Origin of the sequence: Psychrobacter immobilis (assembly GCF_904846065.1) — a bacterium.
Taxonomy (GTDB): domain Bacteria; phylum Pseudomonadota; class Gammaproteobacteria; order Pseudomonadales; family Moraxellaceae; genus Psychrobacter; species Psychrobacter immobilis_H.
This window is the reverse complement of the sequence record NZ_CAJGZV010000001.1, coordinates 103,249-120,088: the sequence shown is the minus strand read 5'-3', so window position 1 is coordinate 120,088 and position 16,840 is coordinate 103,249. Positions and strand designations below refer to the sequence as shown.

Below are 16,840 nucleotides of genomic sequence, written 5' to 3'. Positions count from 1 at the left end.
TCTGCGCTACTCTAATAAAAAATCCACCGCTGCCGCTGCATGAATCACCGTGGTATCAAATACTGGAATTGGGCTATCTGCTTGTTTAATGAGCAGTCCAATTTCTGTACAGCCTAAGATGACGCCCTCTGCGCCTTGATCTGCTAAATCTTTAATCACCTGCTGATAATACTGGCGCGAGCGGTCTTTAAATTGACCGACGCACAGCTCTTTTTTGATAATTCGATGTACCTCTGCTCGTGCATCACTCTCTGGTATCAACACTTGAAGCCCTGCATCCATCAAACGCTGCCTATAAAAATCTTCCGTCATCGTAAACTGAGTGCCCAGTAAGGCAATTTTAGACAGATTCTGTTTTTTGATGGCGGCAATAGTGGCATCAGCGATATGAATAACGGGTAAATGCGTCGCGGCTTGCACATCATCGAGCAATTTATGCATTGTATTAGAGGCAATCATGAGCCCTTGTACGCCAGCCGCTTGCAAGCGCTGAGCACTGCTAGCCATGATTACACCCAGCGCTGCCCATTCATCTTGCTCTTGGTGCTTATTGATCAACGCAAAGTCCACGCTATGTATGAATAAATCTGCTGAATGTAATCCACCCAGCTTATCCTTGACACCCTCATTTATCAGCCGATAATAGCTTTCGCTACTCTCCCAACTCATACCACCGATGATGCCCAATGTTCGCTGCTTGTGCACGGTCATTTTATTGCCTTATTTGTGAGTTGTAATCGATTTTATCGTAGCAAAATTAATCATCTTTAGTTTGTTATTTTTTGGGAATTTTTATTTTTATGCATGGGACAACAGTCATTAAAATATAACGAATGTCACCATTGATAATAACGATTTTATCCACTTATCAACATACGATATCATGGTTGGTAATGATGACCCATGACGCTACGCAACATCGTTCATCGTTCCTCAAACGCCACCATCACCATGTAGGACACCTCCACACTATGGCAAAATTCCCTACCATTAGAATACGCACACGGCGCAAGTACTATCGGCTTATTTTTACCTTTTTAATGGCACTGCTCATGTCCACGATTATCTCAACTGCATTGCTGCTGATCAATGTAGGATTCGTCGATGGGTTCTTTATCACGCTGTTTCACTCATGGAAATATGCCTTTATAGTCGCGTGGCCGAGCGCTTATATTTGCGCCTATCTCATCCAAGAGCATTTGCTCAGTCGTATTGAGTTTTATTGAACCAGCTAGAAGTTAAAGTATGAGAAAGCATTGAGAAAGCATTGCTGTGAGCTGATGGTAAATCATCATGCCGCTATGAATTAAGAAATCTGTGGCTGTATACACAGCCTTGCTGAAGGTATTTTATGCGAAGATAAAAGGGTGTTTTTTGATTGGATATTAGGGACGTTGAGTCATCTTATGATAATTGACTGGATCTGGATAAGAGGCTTTAATGACCTTCCTAATTACTCCCGTAATAAGTCAATCTCCAAGCCCATCATCGTGGTCAGCTAACGACATTACTTAATGAAATGGCTATTGATATCGGTGAAACTGATTGATTGATGCTAACTCCTGACGTTTAAAACCAATGAGTAAAAGTATTAGATTGTATTAAGAGCATTTCAATAAGTCCGCCTGCTTTTAATACAGTCAATATCCATGAACCAAAAACCACTTTTAAGCCACCTCGACCTTATTTTTTAAACAAGCCACTCGGTGATTTATGGTGCCTTCTAACACGGGTTTAATCTGTGCGCATTCTTCATCAGCTAGTGGACAACGGGTGCGAAAAACGCAACCTGACGGCGGATTGATCGGACTGGGTAAATCACCCTCTAATAACTGAATGACCTTGTTACGCTCAGCAATAGGATCAGGTAGCGGTACAGCAGACATCAGTGCTTTGGTATAGGGATGAGTCGGATTGCCGTATACGGCTTTGTTCAAACCCAGTTCGGCGGCGTTGCCTAAATACATGACCAATACCCGATCAGCAATGTGCTTAATCACAGAGAGATCATGGGCAATGAAGATAAGCGCTAACCCCATCTCTTCTTGCACCTCTTGCAATAAATTAATGACCTGCGCCTGAATCGAGACATCAAGGGCGGAGACTGGCTCATCACAGATAATAATTTTGGGCTTTAATATCAGTGCTCGAGCAATGCCTATTCGCTGGCACTGACCACCTGAAAACTCATGCGGATATCGGTTAATTTGATTAGACAGTAGCCCCACCTTTTTCATGATGGCGCGTACCTCATTTTGCACCTCAGGCTTCTTCATTTCAGGATAATAAGTGCGAAGAGGCTCGGCGATAATATCCCCTACAGTCATGCGCGGGTTAAGTGATGCCAGCGGATCTTGAAAGATCATCTGAATGTCTTTTCGCTTTAATCTCATGGTCTTTTTGGACGCACCCACCATCTCTTCATCACAAAACTTGATACTGCCAGAGTCAGCTTGTATCAATCCGATGATAGTACGAGCGAGTGTTGATTTGCCGCAGCCTGATTCGCCCACCACCCCTAAAGTCTCACCAGCAAATAGCTCAAACGATACCCCATTAACTGCTTTTAGAGTGACAGGCTTCTGCCAAAAGTAAGTCCCTTTTTGTTTGATATTAAAGGTGGTATGAATGTCCTTTACTTGCAATAACGGTGCTGGATTATTGCTTTTGGCGCTATCTAAATTCTGTATCATCATGAGCTAGCCCTCCATCCCTGATTGATTATTGGCATCGATATCTGCTGAGCTATCTAGTGAGTGATCAACGGGCGTTTCAGGGTGCCAGTGACAAGCGCGTTGACGCTTGTTCGGTAGAAATTCCAGCGGTGGCGGTGTATCACGGCAGACTTCCATCGCATGAGAACAGCGCTCATAAAAAGGACAGCCTGCAGGCAAATCTAATAAATTTGGTGGACTACCTGGAATGGTTTCAAGCTTGCCCATATCGTTATCTAAACGCGGAATGGCTTTTAGTAGCCCGATAGTATATGGATGACTTGGGGCATAAAAAATCTCTTCAGTCTCTCCATACGCCATGGTACGCCCAGCATACATCACCAGTACTCGATCACAGATACCCGCCACAACCCCCAAATCATGGGTAATCATAATAATGGTGGTGCCAAAGTCGCGTTTTAGCTCGTTTAATAGAACCATAATCTGTGCCTGAACAGTAACGTCGAGCGCGGTGGTTGGCTCATCAGCAATCAACAGCTTAGGGCGACATAATAATGCCATCGCAATCATAACCCGCTGACGCATACCACCAGAGAACTCATGCGGATACATGCCAATACGATTTTTGGCTTCTGGAATCTTAACCGCGTCTAGCATTCGTATGGATTCGGCCCAAGCGTCTTTTTTACTCATGCCTTTATGTAAAATCAATACTTCAGCGAGCTGGTCGCCTATCTTCATATAAGGATTTAATGAGGTCATCGGATCTTGAAAGATCATCGCGATCTGCTCGGCACGAATTTTATTTAGTGCTTTTTGTGACAATCCTAGTAGCTCATTACCCTCAAAGCGTACCGAACCTTTGGCATAACCGTTATTTGCCAATAACCCCATAATAGCAAACGCTGTCTGCGACTTACCTGAACCAGACTCACCAACGATACCTAAGGTTTCGCCTTCATGTAGGTTAAAATTTAAGCCATTAACTGCCGTTACTAGACCCTCTTCGGTCGTGAACTGTACCGATAAATCTTTGACTGCTAACAAGGTGTTTTCTGCGTTAGGTGGCTTATCGATCGCTGAATCAGTACCTATATTAAAGGTAGTAGACTCTATTTTCTCAGGAGCACTAGGCGCGTTGGCGGCGTTATAAATCTTTTGAGTTGCTATGTTTTTATCTTCCATACTTTTACCCTCCATGCTTTTATCCTTCATGCTTTGGTTTTTCATGATGTCACCCTCTTAGCGGTCTTTAGGGTCAAACGCATCACGCAGACCGTCGCCAATAAAGTTAAAGCAAAATAAAGTAATGACCAAAAAAGCTGAAGGAATCAAAATCTGCCAAGGTGCTACCTGCATGGTTTTTGAACCTTCTTGCAACAGCGCCCCCCAACTGGTCATCGGCTCTTGAACACCAAGTCCCAAAAAGCTTAGAAATGACTCAAACAAAATCATCGTTGGCACTAATAAAGAGGCGTAAACCACCACCACCCCGAGTACATTGGGCACAATATGGCGTAAGATAATATTGAAGCCTGATACGCCGCCTACGTGCGCAGCTTCGATAAACTCTTTACTCTTCAGGCTTAGCGTTTGCCCGCGAACGATACGCGCAACATCCAGCCACGATACCAGTCCAATCGCCACAAAGATTAAGATAAGGTTACGACCAAAGATAGTGACTAATAAAATCACAAAAAACATAAAGGGGAAGGCGCTTAAAATCTCTAATACACGCATCATAACGGTATCGACTTTGCCACCAAGATAGCCTGACGTTGCACCGTATATCGTACCGAAAATCACTGCAACCGTAGCGCCGGCGACGCCTACCATTAAGGAGATACGACCACCTACTGCGGTTCGCACTAACAAATCACGACCGAGTGAATCAGTACCGAAGTAGTGCTTATTATCGATGGCTGGCGCGGACTGCATAAAGTTCCAGTCGGTTTCGGCATAGCCAAAAGGTGCTAACATCGGTACAAAGATGACGAAAGCTGCCACGAGTAGCAATATAAAAAGACTGGCTACGGCGGCCTTGTTGCGATAAAAACGGCGCTTAGCATCTTGCAAAAGGCTGCGGCCTTTGATTTCCTGAGCCCCTATTTCTGCTAGGTCAGTTGTCTGGTCTGCGGTAAGGCTCATAGTCGTCCTTTTAATAATCTATTTAGCATAATAATAATGAATGATACCCATCAAACCGTATTGGAATGATAATGCGCTTAAATGGTCGCCTTAATACTGAATCTTTGGATCAATTACCGCATATAAAATATCGACGATAGCATTAAAGGCAATGGTCAATACCCCGACTAAAATGGTCAAACTAAGCACTACCCCATAATCACGATTGAGTGCGCCATTAATGAATAACTGTCCGATACCAGGTAAACCAAAGATAGTCTCAATCACAATAGAGCCTGTGATAATACCGACAAAGGCTGGGCCCAAATAAGAGATAACGGGTAGTAGTGCGGGTCTCAGCGCATGCCTCATCACTATTTGGCGCATCGGCAAACCTTTCGCCTTAGCCGTTCGGATATACTGGCTATTCATCACCTCAATCATCGAGCCACGCATGATACGAGCAATACTCGCAACATAAGCGAGCGCTAAAGCGGCAACTGGTAATACAAGGTTTTTGAGTGCCCCGTCATTCCAGCCACCAGCCGGTAGCCATTGCAAAATAATGGCAAAAATCAGCACTAATAATGGCGCTTTAACGAAGCTTGGAATCACAACGCCTGTCATAGCAAAGGCCATCAGTACGTAGTCTATCCATGAGTTTTGCTTAAGGGCTGCGATAACACCGAAGATAAGTCCTAAGACCAATGCCAATATAAAAGCGTATAGACCCAACTCCATAGAGACAGGAAACGACTGCGACAACAGCTCGTTAACCGTATAATCTTTATACTTAAAAGACGGTCCAAAGTCGCCTACCGCTAGCTGCTTTAGATAATTAACATACTGTAGCCACATAGGATCGTTAAGATTGTATTTGGCCTCGATATTGGCCAGTACCGCAGGTGGCAAGCTACGCTCACCCGTAAACGGACTGCCTGGCGCCAAACGCATCATAAAAAAGGAGACCGTGATCAATACGAATAAGGTCGGAATGGCCTCTAAGATACGCCGAAAAATCAGTTTTAGCATAATGCCTCTTTTATAATGATGCTTATTTTTCAGCTAAACTAAAATGAGATAACTAGCACAAACCTAACGCCCAGTTATCACTCAACTAGCAATATTCAATGACTTGGTTTTAAATAAATGATCGATAATCGTCGTTTATAAATAACAAGAGTTTCATCTAACACGCCTAATGAGAGTGGTCGTGAAAAATGAAACTAATGACGCTATCAGCGTTACTTAATAGGAGCGATAAATGAAACCAACTGTTTTTACCGCTCTCAGACATTCAATCGATAGAATTATTCAGCGATCAGTCAAACGATTAGTGCTTAGCAATTGAGAGATTTTTTACCTGCCAATTGTCTAATATATCCTTAGTTGGAAACCCAATGACATAAGGTTTTACTAGACGCGGGCTGACGTAATGATAAATGTTAAGTAAACCCATATCTTGATCAAGCTGAGCTTCAGCTTGCTTGTATAGATTGGCACGCTGCTCAGGGCTAACGCCAGCTTTCAGCGTTTGCGCCATTAAACTGTCAAAGTTAGCATTATTGTATTTACCGTAGTTGCCACTATTGTCAGATTTGGCAATATTTAAGAAAGCTGACGCTTCGTTATAATCACCACACCAGCCAGCACGCGCGATTTGATAATTACCATTACGGCGGGTATCCAAATAGGTTTTCCATTCTTTATTGGTCAAAGTCACATCGACGAAGCCGAGCGCTTGCTTCCATAGTGAAGTAGCCGCGACCGCAGTCTTTTTATGATTGTCATTGGTGTTGTATAGCAGCTCAAAAGTCAGCGGATTGCTATCGCTATAGCCTGCTTCAGTGAGCAGTTTTTTGGCCTCAGTAACCCGCTTTTCTTGATCCCAAGTCGACCATTCTGGACTATTTGCAATATCGCCATTGGTGGCAGGGGGTGTCAACTGATAAGCGGCCGTCTGTCCTTGACCGATAACTTTATCCGCAATGGTATCGCGGTCCAAAGCTAAGGCTAAAGCGCGGCGTACGTTGGGATCGTTGAACGGTGGCTTGACCGTATTAAACTCGTAATAATAAGTACAAAGATAAGGAGATACGGTTAGCTGATCGCCCACTTGCTCTTTAAGCGAAGCGAACTGCTCGGTTGGAATCTCATTGTAGGTCACATCGATTTCACCCGCCTGATAGCGTGCGACGTCAGTCGTACTAGAAGGAATCGGCAGGAAAGTGACGGTATCGATAGTCGTATTAGCATCGTCATAATAAGAAGCGTTGCGCGTTAAAATGATTTTGTCGTTAATTTGCCACTGGGTAGGCTTGTAAGGACCGTTAACCACGATGTTCTCAGGAGCTGTCCACTTATCACCAAAGGCTTCAACGGTCTTTTTATGAACGGGCTTGACTGAATTATGAATCAACATATCTGGAAAATAAGGCACTGGCTCTGATAACGTAATTTGCAAAGTTTTATCATCGATAGCCTTTACGCCAAGGGTTTCAATGCTTGCCTTACCATTAACGATTTGATCAGCGCCTACTACTTTGGCATCGACCAAATAGCTTGAATACGGCGACGCAGTATTTGGATCGACCAAGCGGCGCATACTGTAGACAAAATCCTCTGCCGTTACTGGATCATCATTTGACCATTTAGCATCGCGCAGCTTAAAGGTCCATACTTTATTGTCTTCGCTTTCCCAACTGGTTGCCATTGCTGGAATGGTCTTACCTTCGGCATCCGTATTGGTTAAACCTTCTAACATCTGGCGGCCAAGGGTAGATTCTGGTACACCCGATACTTTGTGTGGATCAAGTGATTCAGGTTCAGTACCATTATTGACGACGAGCGCTTGAGTATCAGCCAGTACATTAGGATCAACGTCAGCTGCTTGGCTGTCAGTGCCAGACTTCTCGCTACTACAGCCAGTCATAGACATGGCGAGCGCAAGAGAGGTAGGCAAAAATATAGAGGACAAAAAGTGATTAGGAGTGCGCATCATATAATAGCTATCCTTGCTGGTCAGTGGCTGGGCGGATCAACTAAATAGTAGTGATTCGAGTTAATATATCCGTATATTGACTACGTTTATTAACAATACTTTAACTAACTATTGGTCATATTGTAGACAACTATTATAATTAAAAACGATACAAATGTCAATAAGTTTTAATTCCTCCCTGATACTAACAAGCAAAATAAGATTGCCGTCAAAGCAGTTTCGACGACCAAAACTTAGATGTGATTACTATTAATTGAGTAACTTTTATAGCTACTTATTACCTTTCATCAGCAATATACTACCGCTCATTCGAAACCTGTCTTATTACCACAAATCTCAGTTTCTAAATCACTAATTATCACTGTCAAGTGAATGAAATCAATGCTATCAAGCAATAAAACCCTAGTAGATATGATGAATTTTATTTATAAGACTATTGTTAATAACTAATCATTTGATAGATTTTTTAAGCCGATGCTGATGAATGATAGTGTGGTATTTTCGACACTCAAAACCAGAATTATTCGCTATTTCAAATCGTACAATTTTTTGATTTTTGCAATTACTTATTTTTGTAATAGCTGAGTAAGACCATGATAAAAATCACTAAATTTAGAATTAATACCTACCAATATCACTATTAATTCCTTTTTATAAAGCTAATAATGCTGATCTCTTGATGAAATTTTGATTGTATAGTCGCGTGGCCGAGCGCTTATATTTGCGCCTATCTCATCCAAGAGCATTTGCTCAGTAGGATTGAGTTTTTTTGAGTAAAAAACTATAAACTTTAGTACACCCACCTCTCACAAAAAAGCTAAGATAAGCAACATCATCTTTTTATTTAGAGGACGCTATGAGCCAACCACGGCGTACTATCGAGCATTTACTCAAGCAAGGCATACTGCCATTGACGCATGCCAACGATGCAGCGATTCATTTGCAAGTCTATCCTAGCAAACGCTCATGGCTGGTCTTTTTTGATAAAGCCATGCTGATTATCGGGGCGATAGCGCTGGTATTATCGCTGGTATTTTTCATTGCCTATAACTGGGTAAATATGGGCAAAATGGGCAAGTTCGCTTTGGTCGAAGGGGCCTTGGTTATCACGATTGCCCTTTACGTTGCGCTCTCTTTTAAACAGAAATTTCAGCTGGTTCGGCAGTTATTATTGCTCATTGCCAGCGTGGTCACGGGCAGCTTATTGGCGCTATTTGGGCAGGTGTATCAAACGGGCGCGGATACGTGGCAGCTGTTTTTTGGCTGGGCAGTATTGATTATTCCGTGGGTAATTATCGCCCGCTCCCCTGCGCTATGGCTGCTATGGTTGGGGCTCGTCAATACTGGTCTCATCTTATATTTCGGCGTTATGGACTTTGCCTTTGTCAGTTATTTTTATGAAGGTGTCTTACAAATAGGCGTGCTTGCCGCTGTTAATTTTGTGGCGCTAAACTTGTGGCTCGTGTTTATCGACCGTCAACCACCATCAGTCACACGCAGCCGATTTAAATCTGAGCTGGATTGGAGCGCTTATGTCGTCGGTTTACTCAACAGCTATTTTATTACCTACCTTGCCATTCTTTATGTCTTTGATGACGCCAATATTGTAATGATGCTGATCACTTTGCTGCTATGGATGAGCTGGTGCGGATTTATGGTTTGGCGATTTTATTGGTATCGCATCAATCTATTAATGCTGACCTATTTATGTGGCTCTGTCATTGTCGTGGTGATGTTTTGGGCGGGTAAGTTGTTTTTAGACAATTTTGATATGGGTGGTTTTCTCATCTTAGCCCTATTATTGATTGGCATGAGTTCAGCGGCGGTTGTTTGGCTGCGTCATGCGGCACGTTTAAACAGCGAAAACAACCTCCCAAGTGCTGTCGTCAAAGGAGGTAATTATGAGTAATGATATGAATAATCAACACTCAGACAATGTCCTTTTACAGCTGCAACAGCTTGGATTAATTGACGGCAATGTGACTGATGCCCGTACTGGTGAGACCAGCGCTAAGGCAACGATAGCGAATAATCACTCTCAAAACGATATTCCTTGGTTTATACAAATACTTTTTGGTCTTAGCGGTATTGTAGCGAGTCTGTTTCTAATCGCCTTTCTGTCTTTATTATTGTTTGGCATCGATGGCTTTGACAGCGTGATTGCCTTGTTAATTACAGGTCTAGTACTCAGCGCGGCGGGTTTTGTGCTATTTAGAAACAAGCAAAGCCGTGATAATACCTTTATCAGTAGCCTAGCATTGGCTATTAGCTCGGCTGGACAAGCCTACATTGGCTTTGCTTTATTTGATAATAATTTGTCACATCCTATAGATGTTTGGCTTTTTTTAATCGTGCAAGCCGTTGTGACGGTCATTATGCCCAACCGTATCTATCGCCTATTGGGTAGCATAATGACGCTAGGTTTGATGATTTATTTGCTTAACTATTATCATCTACCTGAGCTCAACTTGGGATTATTGGCGCTGATTACGACTGGCAGCAACTTATCACGTTATTCTCTATTGCAGCGTATACCCAGCAAATGGCGAGCGGATGTTTTCGATATTATTAAAGCCATTGGTTACGCCAGCGCGCTGATGCTGTTGTGCTTTTCTGTGTACTTTATCGCCGCTGAACATAGTCATAGTCTTGCTTCTTATTATGGCGACACTTTCAGCTATAACTACTATTTGGCGCAAGGGTTGCTTACACTTGCCAGCCTTTATGCCGCTTATCTGATTCTAAAACGTTACGACGTTAAATTACTATCGGCAGCGGGACTCTTCATTGGTGGTGCGATTGTATTGCTTGGGATAATATCGATTTACGTCTCAGGTTTACTGGCGACTAGCCTTATCATCGTCATTGCGATTGCCAATAGCCAACGGGTGCTGTTAGGTTTGGGCGTCACCGCCTTGGTCAGCTATATATTTTGGTATTACTATCAGCTCGATACTTCGTTATTGGTTAAATCTATCTCTATGCTGGTCATCGGTATCGCGCTATTACTCATACGCTGGACACTTATTAAAGGATATCTTGCAAATATAAAACCGAGCGCTAACAACAATCAGGAGCGCTACTCATGAACCAGAAAGTTTTGACTAAGCGCTTGATTGATGACACGTCACCATCCACGCATTGGCTAAAAAAACGAGCCGTTACGATTACGATTGCCCTACTGGGGTTAGCACTGATATTGGTCGTAATGACGATGAATATCATCAAATACGAAACCCATCTCACCACTGGCAAAACGGTATTATTAGCACTTGCACCCGTTGATCCCCGTGGTTTTATGCAAGGCGATTATATGGCGTTAAGCTATGCGCTCGAGCGCGATATTTTTGATGCCATGCGACCAAAGCACCCTCATTCAACACAAGACGAATTAGGCTCAGAACTAGATGTAGAATTAGACGAGCTTGATACAGATTTTCGTATTTATGAGCCAAGCGACGGTTATGTCATTGTGAAAATCGATGACAATAATGTGGGGCATTTTGTCCGCTTAGCTGATAGTAATAGTCGTGAAGGTTTAACTAAAAGTGAGCTGCCCATTTATTACCGCATCCGTAACGGCAGTGTGCAATTGGCGACCAATGCGTTCTTCTTTCAAGAAGGTCATGCCGAGGCGTTTGAAGCGGCTGAATATGGTCTGTTTCGCGTCAATGACAAAGGTGAGCCATTACTCACAGAGATGGTAGACGGTGATTTTACAGTCATCGTCGGCGACATAAGCCAAGAAGATAAAGCCTCTCAGTAGACGTTAATGGTGCGACTACTTATTCGTTACTTATTATGCATTACTACTTATGCTTTACTATACGCGATACGTGTAACGTATAACATTCCTTAACTAAAGTAACATTGAGGGTACTGAGACAAACTTGTTACTGTTGCTCACGACTTAAAAATAATAAAGGAAATGATTATGCGTAGCGCAACTTATAGTACCTTCGGTAAACCATCTGACGTCCTCAGTTTAGGTGACACACCTATTCCTGAACCAAAAGCCAATGAAGTACGAGTCAAAACGATACTCGCCTCTATCCACAACCATGATTTATTAACCATTCGCGGTCAATATGGCTTTAAACCTGAGCTGCCAGCGGTTGGTGGTAGCGAAGCGGTCGGCATTATCGATGCCGTCGGTCAGGATGTCAAAGACTTAAAAGTGGGTCAGCGCGTGGCAGCGGCGAGCGTACAAGCGACATGGGCAGAGTATTTTGTCGCCTCAAAAGACATGGTATTCGTCATGCCTGATAGCTTAGAAGACGAAATGGCGGCGCAGCTCATTGCGATGCCACTCAGCGCGCTGATGCTGATTGAGTTTTTAGCACTAACAAGCGGTCAGTGGGTGATTCATAATGCTGCCAATGGCGCGGTCGGCAAATCGCTCGCCATGCTAGCCGCCGCGCGTGGTATTAACACCATTAATGTCGTGAGAAGTGGCGATGCTATCAAGGAATTAGAAGCACTGGGTATCAAACATAATATCAACACCTCAGATGACGACTGGAAGGATCAAGTAAAAGCCATCCTTGGTGATGAGAAAATCAGTGCCGCGGTTGATTCTATCGGTGGTGAGTCGAGTAATGATCTGCTGGCGTTACTGGGTCATGGTGGCACATTGGCATCGTTTGGCATCATGTCAGGCAAACCAATGGTGCTAGATCCAACCCATATCATTTTTAAACAAGCGATAATTAAAGGCTTTTGGGGCAGCAAAATCAGTCAAGAAATGAGCGTTGAAAACAAACAACGTTTGATTGATGAGCTGATCGAACGTGCTAACAATGGCAATTTAAAACTGCCCGTTGAGGCGACGTTTGATTTGGCAGATATCGTCAAGGCCGTCGATGGCAAATTGCAGGCAAGTAAGAATGGTAAGGTGTTGTTAAAAGCATAAATGACTGTCTTACATACATCGATGTAGTTGCAAATGATGTACGTGCAAGTAAAAACACACACCAAACAACCTCACTAGGAATAATATGATGTCTAATAATAAAACCTTTAAAGCCTTAGTCGTCGAAGAAAATACCGACGGCAGCTTTAGCAAAAGTATTCAAGAACGCAACGTCAGTGACTTGCCAGAAAATGACTTGTTGATAGAAGTGCATTATTCCTCGTTAAATTTCAAAGATGCGATGTCGGCATCAGGCAATAAAAGAATCACCAGACAATATCCGCATACTCCCGGTATTGATGCAGCTGGCGTCGTCGTCAGTGACAAATCAAGCACGTTTACCGCAGGGCAAGAAGTATTGGTATTTGGCTATGATTTGGGCATGGATACAGATGGCGGTCTGGGTCAGATGATCTCTATACCTGCCGATTGGGCATTGCCCTGCCCAGAAACGCTGACGTTAAAAGAAGCAATGACTTACGGTACGGGCGGCTTAACCGCAGCACTCAGTATCCAAAAATTAGAAAAAATGGGTGCAAAACCCAGTGATGGTCCAGTCGCGGTAACTGGTGCAACAGGCGGCGTCGGTACGATCAGTATCGCTATTTTGAGTCAGCTGGGTTATGAGGTGATTGCCTTCTCAGGTAAGCCAGAGCAAAGCGAGCATTTGAAAGCATTGGGCGCGAGCGAAGTGCGTCATCGCGATACCATCAATGAAATTGGTAACAAGCCTATCGGTCGTGAGCTGTGGGCAAATGCTATTGATACCATTGGCGGCGACTACTTACCCAACCTGCTAAAGCAAACCAAATCTGGCGGTGCAGTGACCAGTTGTGGTTTAGCCAGCGGCGCTGAGTTTTCGATGTCAGTGATACCTTTTATCACCCGTGCGGTGTCATTATTGGGTATCGATTCAGTCTATATTCCACTGGCTGATAAAGAAGCTATTTGGCAGCGTGTCGCGACTGATATGAAACTGCCTAATCTTGAAAGCTATGGCGAAGAGATTTCGCTAGAGCAAACGCCAGAATACTTAGATCGCTTTATGTCGAGTAAAGTGGTTGGGCGTTATGTGGTGAATGTGAAAGGTTAGGTTTTTGGTTTAGAAGTTAACTTTATAGATAATGGCAGCATCTCTTTTGAGATGCTGCCTTTTTTATATTTCAAAAATAGCCTTATCTAGACTAAATTTATTTAAAATAAGTCGTATAACGTCTTAGAACCCAACCTTGCTCTAATTCACCATTAATTTCGACTTCTACAAGAAGCCACGAGCGGTCAGATTTGTTTATGACCCTTACAGTAGTACCAATCGGTAAAGAATCAATCACGTTAGAACTCATACTAGGTCTATCGCGAAAATTAAGTAAATCAACCATAACAAATCGATGACCTTTTAATGCTTGACGGTCAAACGCAGTATGTGAAGATCTTATAAATGACCTTATTTCCTGCTTAGTTTCCATTAATTTTGACTCTTCTTTAGCCTGAAGAATATTCGACATATTTAAAAATAAATAGCCAAAAAATAATGGTAATAGATAATAATGGTAAATATAAGATAAATACTTCTTATCTTGATCTGAATATAAACTGAAACCCTTTCCTGATTTGATTTCATCACTTAAATCAGACTCAATTTCAGATATCGGTTTTTCTGTAAATCTCGTTATATCTCCTTGCGTTAAATTAGTGCTTACAACTTCTTCAAACTGAAAATCATTTAGTTTAAATATTGATTGAAAATACTCAAGATTGCGTAACGATTCAAACTGCTCAAAAACACCCGAGTATTTTGATAAGGTGGAATTAGCTAAAGCTACTTGCGATTGTAACTCTCTTGCAAGTTTAAAAGATTCGCTTGCTTCAAATGAGGTACGCGCTGCATCAAAAGCACTTCTATATGGTTCTAATGAATCCCTAATTAGATTTAATGATGAAATCATATCTTCATATACACTAGTTCCTCCTGTACTTTGTATCAGGCTCTCTCTTGCAGACATAAGACTATTATCATAGGCACTCATTCCCTTTGTCATTTCAAGAAAAGTATCTTGCACATTCACTGCTTTTGGGACTCTCAACTGAGCATTCATTGCTATTGCACTATGGTCTACAACACTGCTAGAAACGAAATCCACTGGTTGAACAGCTTTTCTTGCAATATCTGCAATACTTGTAGCTGAATTCATCTGTTCATATTTTGCCATTCTCGGCATAATACTATCTATTGTTTTACCACCAAAAGATAGTGGATTCAATTGTCTCTGAATTTTATCAACCATTTCACTGATCTCTAACATAGATGGTATTTTACTATCTTTTTTAGGATTTTCAGCCACTCATAAGTTCCTTTTGTTCGATAATTTCCCGATAGTCAAAGCTAACCTTAAAGATAGCATAATAGCTAGAAATTTAGAAAATCAATAAATCTTTCAATCAAACAAAATACTCACGTCGTATAATAAAAATACCAACCATTATGTAGCTCCGTGAGAGATATTACCGTAAGGGCATAGGGCGGTATCATATAACCAACTTCAATGTCATTATTCGGCGCTTTGAGGTAGCCAAATTCATTATCCAAAAAGCCACCCATCGTTAGCACGATATAACCGTCCTCTCGTGCCATACTAACGATACCTGAGCGATCTAGCTTCTTACGTAGTAAAGCGACTTTTTCTACATCTAAGTCATCTGCCCTTATCTTTCCAGCATAAGCTGCCGCTATCTCTCGCTCAGTTGTATAGCTGTCATCATTGGAGATAAGCTGGTCATTTAGTATCTTATGGTGACGCCGCATATTACTTATTTGGTAGACGTTGGCATCTTGGCTCAGGGTATCTATGGCTTGTAAATTACTTTTATTCAGCAAAAAATGTACTTGATTGCCCATACCGATTGCTGAAAGATAAAATGCAATCACAGTAACTATGGGAAATATCGCTAATGGCATATAAGAAAATGGTTTTTTATATCCTTTTCTGAATATATTTAACACCGAAAATAATAACCCAGCAATGAGAAAAAATAGCAGAGTCAGCAAACTCAAAATCGGTCCAAAACTGCCAAAGTAGGGAGAATTCAGTAAGCTTACTGAGAGAATAAATAGGACAAGATATGTGATGTATTTTTTATTTTTTGGCGTCATAACAGTCTCATACTGGGTTTGAATATTGATAATATCTTAGCGTGAGTCTGCTATAAATAAGATGAAATAAGGGTGGAAAGGTTATGAATAAATTCCACAATTAAAAGTCATACAAAGAACACTATTAGCTTAATTAGACCGACTTTTAAGTGACTTATACTAACCAAAACCAATCAGGCGCAAACAAATAGGACATACCCATAGATAGCAATACTGATAATATGCTACCCACAATGGCGCCAACCCATGACGTACCACCCTTTGCCGCTAACTCCTGTTCGACCGTCGCTGGGTCAGCTGTATTACTCATGACTTTTTTTATATTTTTGACGCTGTGACTAAAGTAAAAATAATTACCTAAAAGTCCTGTCAGTACTGCCCATGCGACAAAAAAGCTGGTTTGACCTATAGAGCTATACGCCTCCATACCGAGCAGATGCATTAAAATTAAATCGACCGTATTTATGCCAAGTACAATACACAAGGCTACTAGGTACATTTTACGATAGCATAACCAAGATGTTCCCAAGAGCAGTCCAGCAATATTAAAACTGTGAATGCTCGAACCATCCTTATTGACTTCTAAACGTGGCTCACTGTCCTTAAACCATTTATTGCGGTAGAAATCATCATACTTTTTACCAACGAAAGCTGCCAATAAAGCATCGGCATTTTCAGAACTGGAAGCTGAATGGTTTTGCGGGATTTGCGCATCTTTAGAGATATTAACTGGCGTTAATGGTGGCGGTGTTTTTGCTTGGACGTCAGAGAGCTGATGCCCACATTTTGAACAAAATCCTGCCTCGCTTGAATTTTCTTGATTACAGTTATTACAAAACATCTTATCCCTTAATTTTACTAAATACTGAACGATTGATAGGCTTATTTCGACTTTAACAAATAATAGCCAATTAAAGTTGACTATATTATAGATAATAAAGACAAATGTTCAATGAAAAATTAGAGGATTCTTA

The 16,840-nt window shown here is 41.9% G+C and carries 15 protein-coding genes; 6 read left to right on the top strand and 9 right to left on the bottom strand.

All coding sequences use genetic code 11. From position 1 onward, the window contains the following. Positions 1-6: 6 nt before the first annotated feature. On the bottom strand, positions 7-711 hold the full coding sequence (locus tag JMW64_RS00500; RefSeq protein ID WP_201552256.1) for an aspartate/glutamate racemase family protein: 705 nt from the start codon (positions 709-711) through the stop codon (positions 7-9). Between the two features lie 260 nt (positions 712-971). Here JMW64_RS00500 and JMW64_RS00495 point away from each other — a divergent pair, with 260 nt between their 5' ends. Then, on the top strand, positions 972-1,226 hold the full coding sequence (locus JMW64_RS00495; RefSeq protein WP_045442930.1) for a DUF2798 domain-containing protein: 255 nt from the start codon (positions 972-974) through the stop codon (positions 1,224-1,226). A gap of 441 nt (positions 1,227-1,667) precedes the next feature. Here JMW64_RS00495 and oppF read toward each other — a convergent pair whose 3' ends face one another. The 5 genes from oppF to JMW64_RS00470 all read right to left on the bottom strand — a co-directional run bounded on the left by oppF (position 1,668) and on the right by JMW64_RS00470 (position 7,803). Further along, positions 1,668-2,696 carry a murein tripeptide/oligopeptide ABC transporter ATP binding protein OppF gene (gene oppF, locus JMW64_RS00490; protein ID WP_201552255.1) on the bottom strand — a complete coding sequence of 343 codons (1,029 nt, stop codon included), beginning with the start codon at positions 2,694-2,696 and terminating at the stop codon, positions 1,668-1,670. Positions 2,697-2,699: 3 nt separating this feature from the next. Beyond that, positions 2,700-3,905 carry an oligopeptide ABC transporter ATP-binding protein OppD gene (gene oppD, locus JMW64_RS00485; protein ID WP_227694008.1) on the bottom strand — a complete coding sequence of 402 codons (1,206 nt, stop codon included), beginning with the start codon at positions 3,903-3,905 and terminating at the stop codon, positions 2,700-2,702. Between the two features lie 12 nt (positions 3,906-3,917). Next, positions 3,918-4,823: an oligopeptide ABC transporter permease OppC gene (oppC, locus tag JMW64_RS00480; protein WP_060490135.1), complete on the bottom strand. Its 906-nt coding sequence runs from the start codon at positions 4,821-4,823 to the stop codon at positions 3,918-3,920. A 90-nt stretch (positions 4,824-4,913) separates the two neighbouring features. Beyond that, the gene (gene oppB / locus JMW64_RS00475) at positions 4,914-5,834 is read right to left on the bottom strand and encodes an oligopeptide ABC transporter permease OppB (RefSeq protein WP_045442924.1); all 921 of its coding nucleotides are present in this window, start codon (positions 5,832-5,834) and stop codon (positions 4,914-4,916) included. Positions 5,835-6,135: 301 nt separating this feature from the next. Continuing rightward, a complete protein-coding gene (locus JMW64_RS00470) occupies positions 6,136-7,803 on the bottom strand; it encodes an ABC transporter substrate-binding protein (protein ID WP_227694006.1) in 1,668 nt (555 codons plus the stop codon). Positions 7,804-8,659: 856 nt separating this feature from the next. Here JMW64_RS00470 and JMW64_RS00465 point away from each other — a divergent pair. The 5 genes from JMW64_RS00465 to JMW64_RS00445 all read left to right on the top strand — a co-directional run bounded on the left by JMW64_RS00465 (position 8,660) and on the right by JMW64_RS00445 (position 13,808). Then, positions 8,660-9,712 carry a DUF2157 domain-containing protein gene (locus tag JMW64_RS00465; RefSeq protein WP_201552254.1) on the top strand — a complete coding sequence of 351 codons (1,053 nt, stop codon included), beginning with the start codon at positions 8,660-8,662 and terminating at the stop codon, positions 9,710-9,712. Then, a complete protein-coding gene (locus JMW64_RS00460; RefSeq protein WP_201552253.1) occupies positions 9,705-10,892 on the top strand; it encodes a DUF4401 domain-containing protein in 1,188 nt (395 codons plus the stop codon). The genes JMW64_RS00465 and JMW64_RS00460 overlap by 8 nt, the downstream gene beginning before the upstream one ends. Continuing rightward, positions 10,889-11,569 (top strand): GDYXXLXY domain-containing protein, encoded by a 681-nt coding sequence (locus tag JMW64_RS00455; protein WP_201552252.1) that lies wholly within the window; start codon positions 10,889-10,891, stop codon positions 11,567-11,569. Before JMW64_RS00460 ends, JMW64_RS00455 begins: the two co-directional genes overlap by 4 nt. Before the next feature lie 168 nt (positions 11,570-11,737). Continuing rightward, positions 11,738-12,715 (top strand): zinc-binding dehydrogenase, encoded by a 978-nt coding sequence (locus JMW64_RS00450; protein ID WP_201552251.1) that lies wholly within the window; start codon positions 11,738-11,740, stop codon positions 12,713-12,715. A gap of 85 nt (positions 12,716-12,800) precedes the next feature. Then, entirely contained in the window at positions 12,801-13,808 is a 1,008-nt protein-coding gene (locus JMW64_RS00445; protein WP_265089798.1) for a YhdH/YhfP family quinone oxidoreductase, read from the top strand. A gap of 97 nt (positions 13,809-13,905) precedes the next feature. Here JMW64_RS00445 and JMW64_RS00440 read toward each other — a convergent pair whose 3' ends face one another. The 3 genes from JMW64_RS00440 to JMW64_RS00430 form a co-directional block, all read right to left on the bottom strand. Then, positions 13,906-15,057, bottom strand: a complete 1,152-nt coding sequence (locus JMW64_RS00440) for an SH3 domain-containing protein (RefSeq protein ID WP_201552250.1) — start codon at positions 15,055-15,057, stop codon at positions 13,906-13,908. A gap of 110 nt (positions 15,058-15,167) precedes the next feature. Further along, a complete protein-coding gene (locus JMW64_RS00435; protein WP_201552249.1) occupies positions 15,168-15,767 on the bottom strand; it encodes a hypothetical protein in 600 nt (199 codons plus the stop codon). Between the two features lie 253 nt (positions 15,768-16,020). Then, complete coding sequence (locus JMW64_RS00430; RefSeq protein ID WP_201552248.1) at positions 16,021-16,707, bottom strand: zinc ribbon domain-containing protein; 687 nt, start codon at positions 16,705-16,707, stop codon at positions 16,021-16,023. Positions 16,708-16,840: the final 133 nt, after the last annotated feature.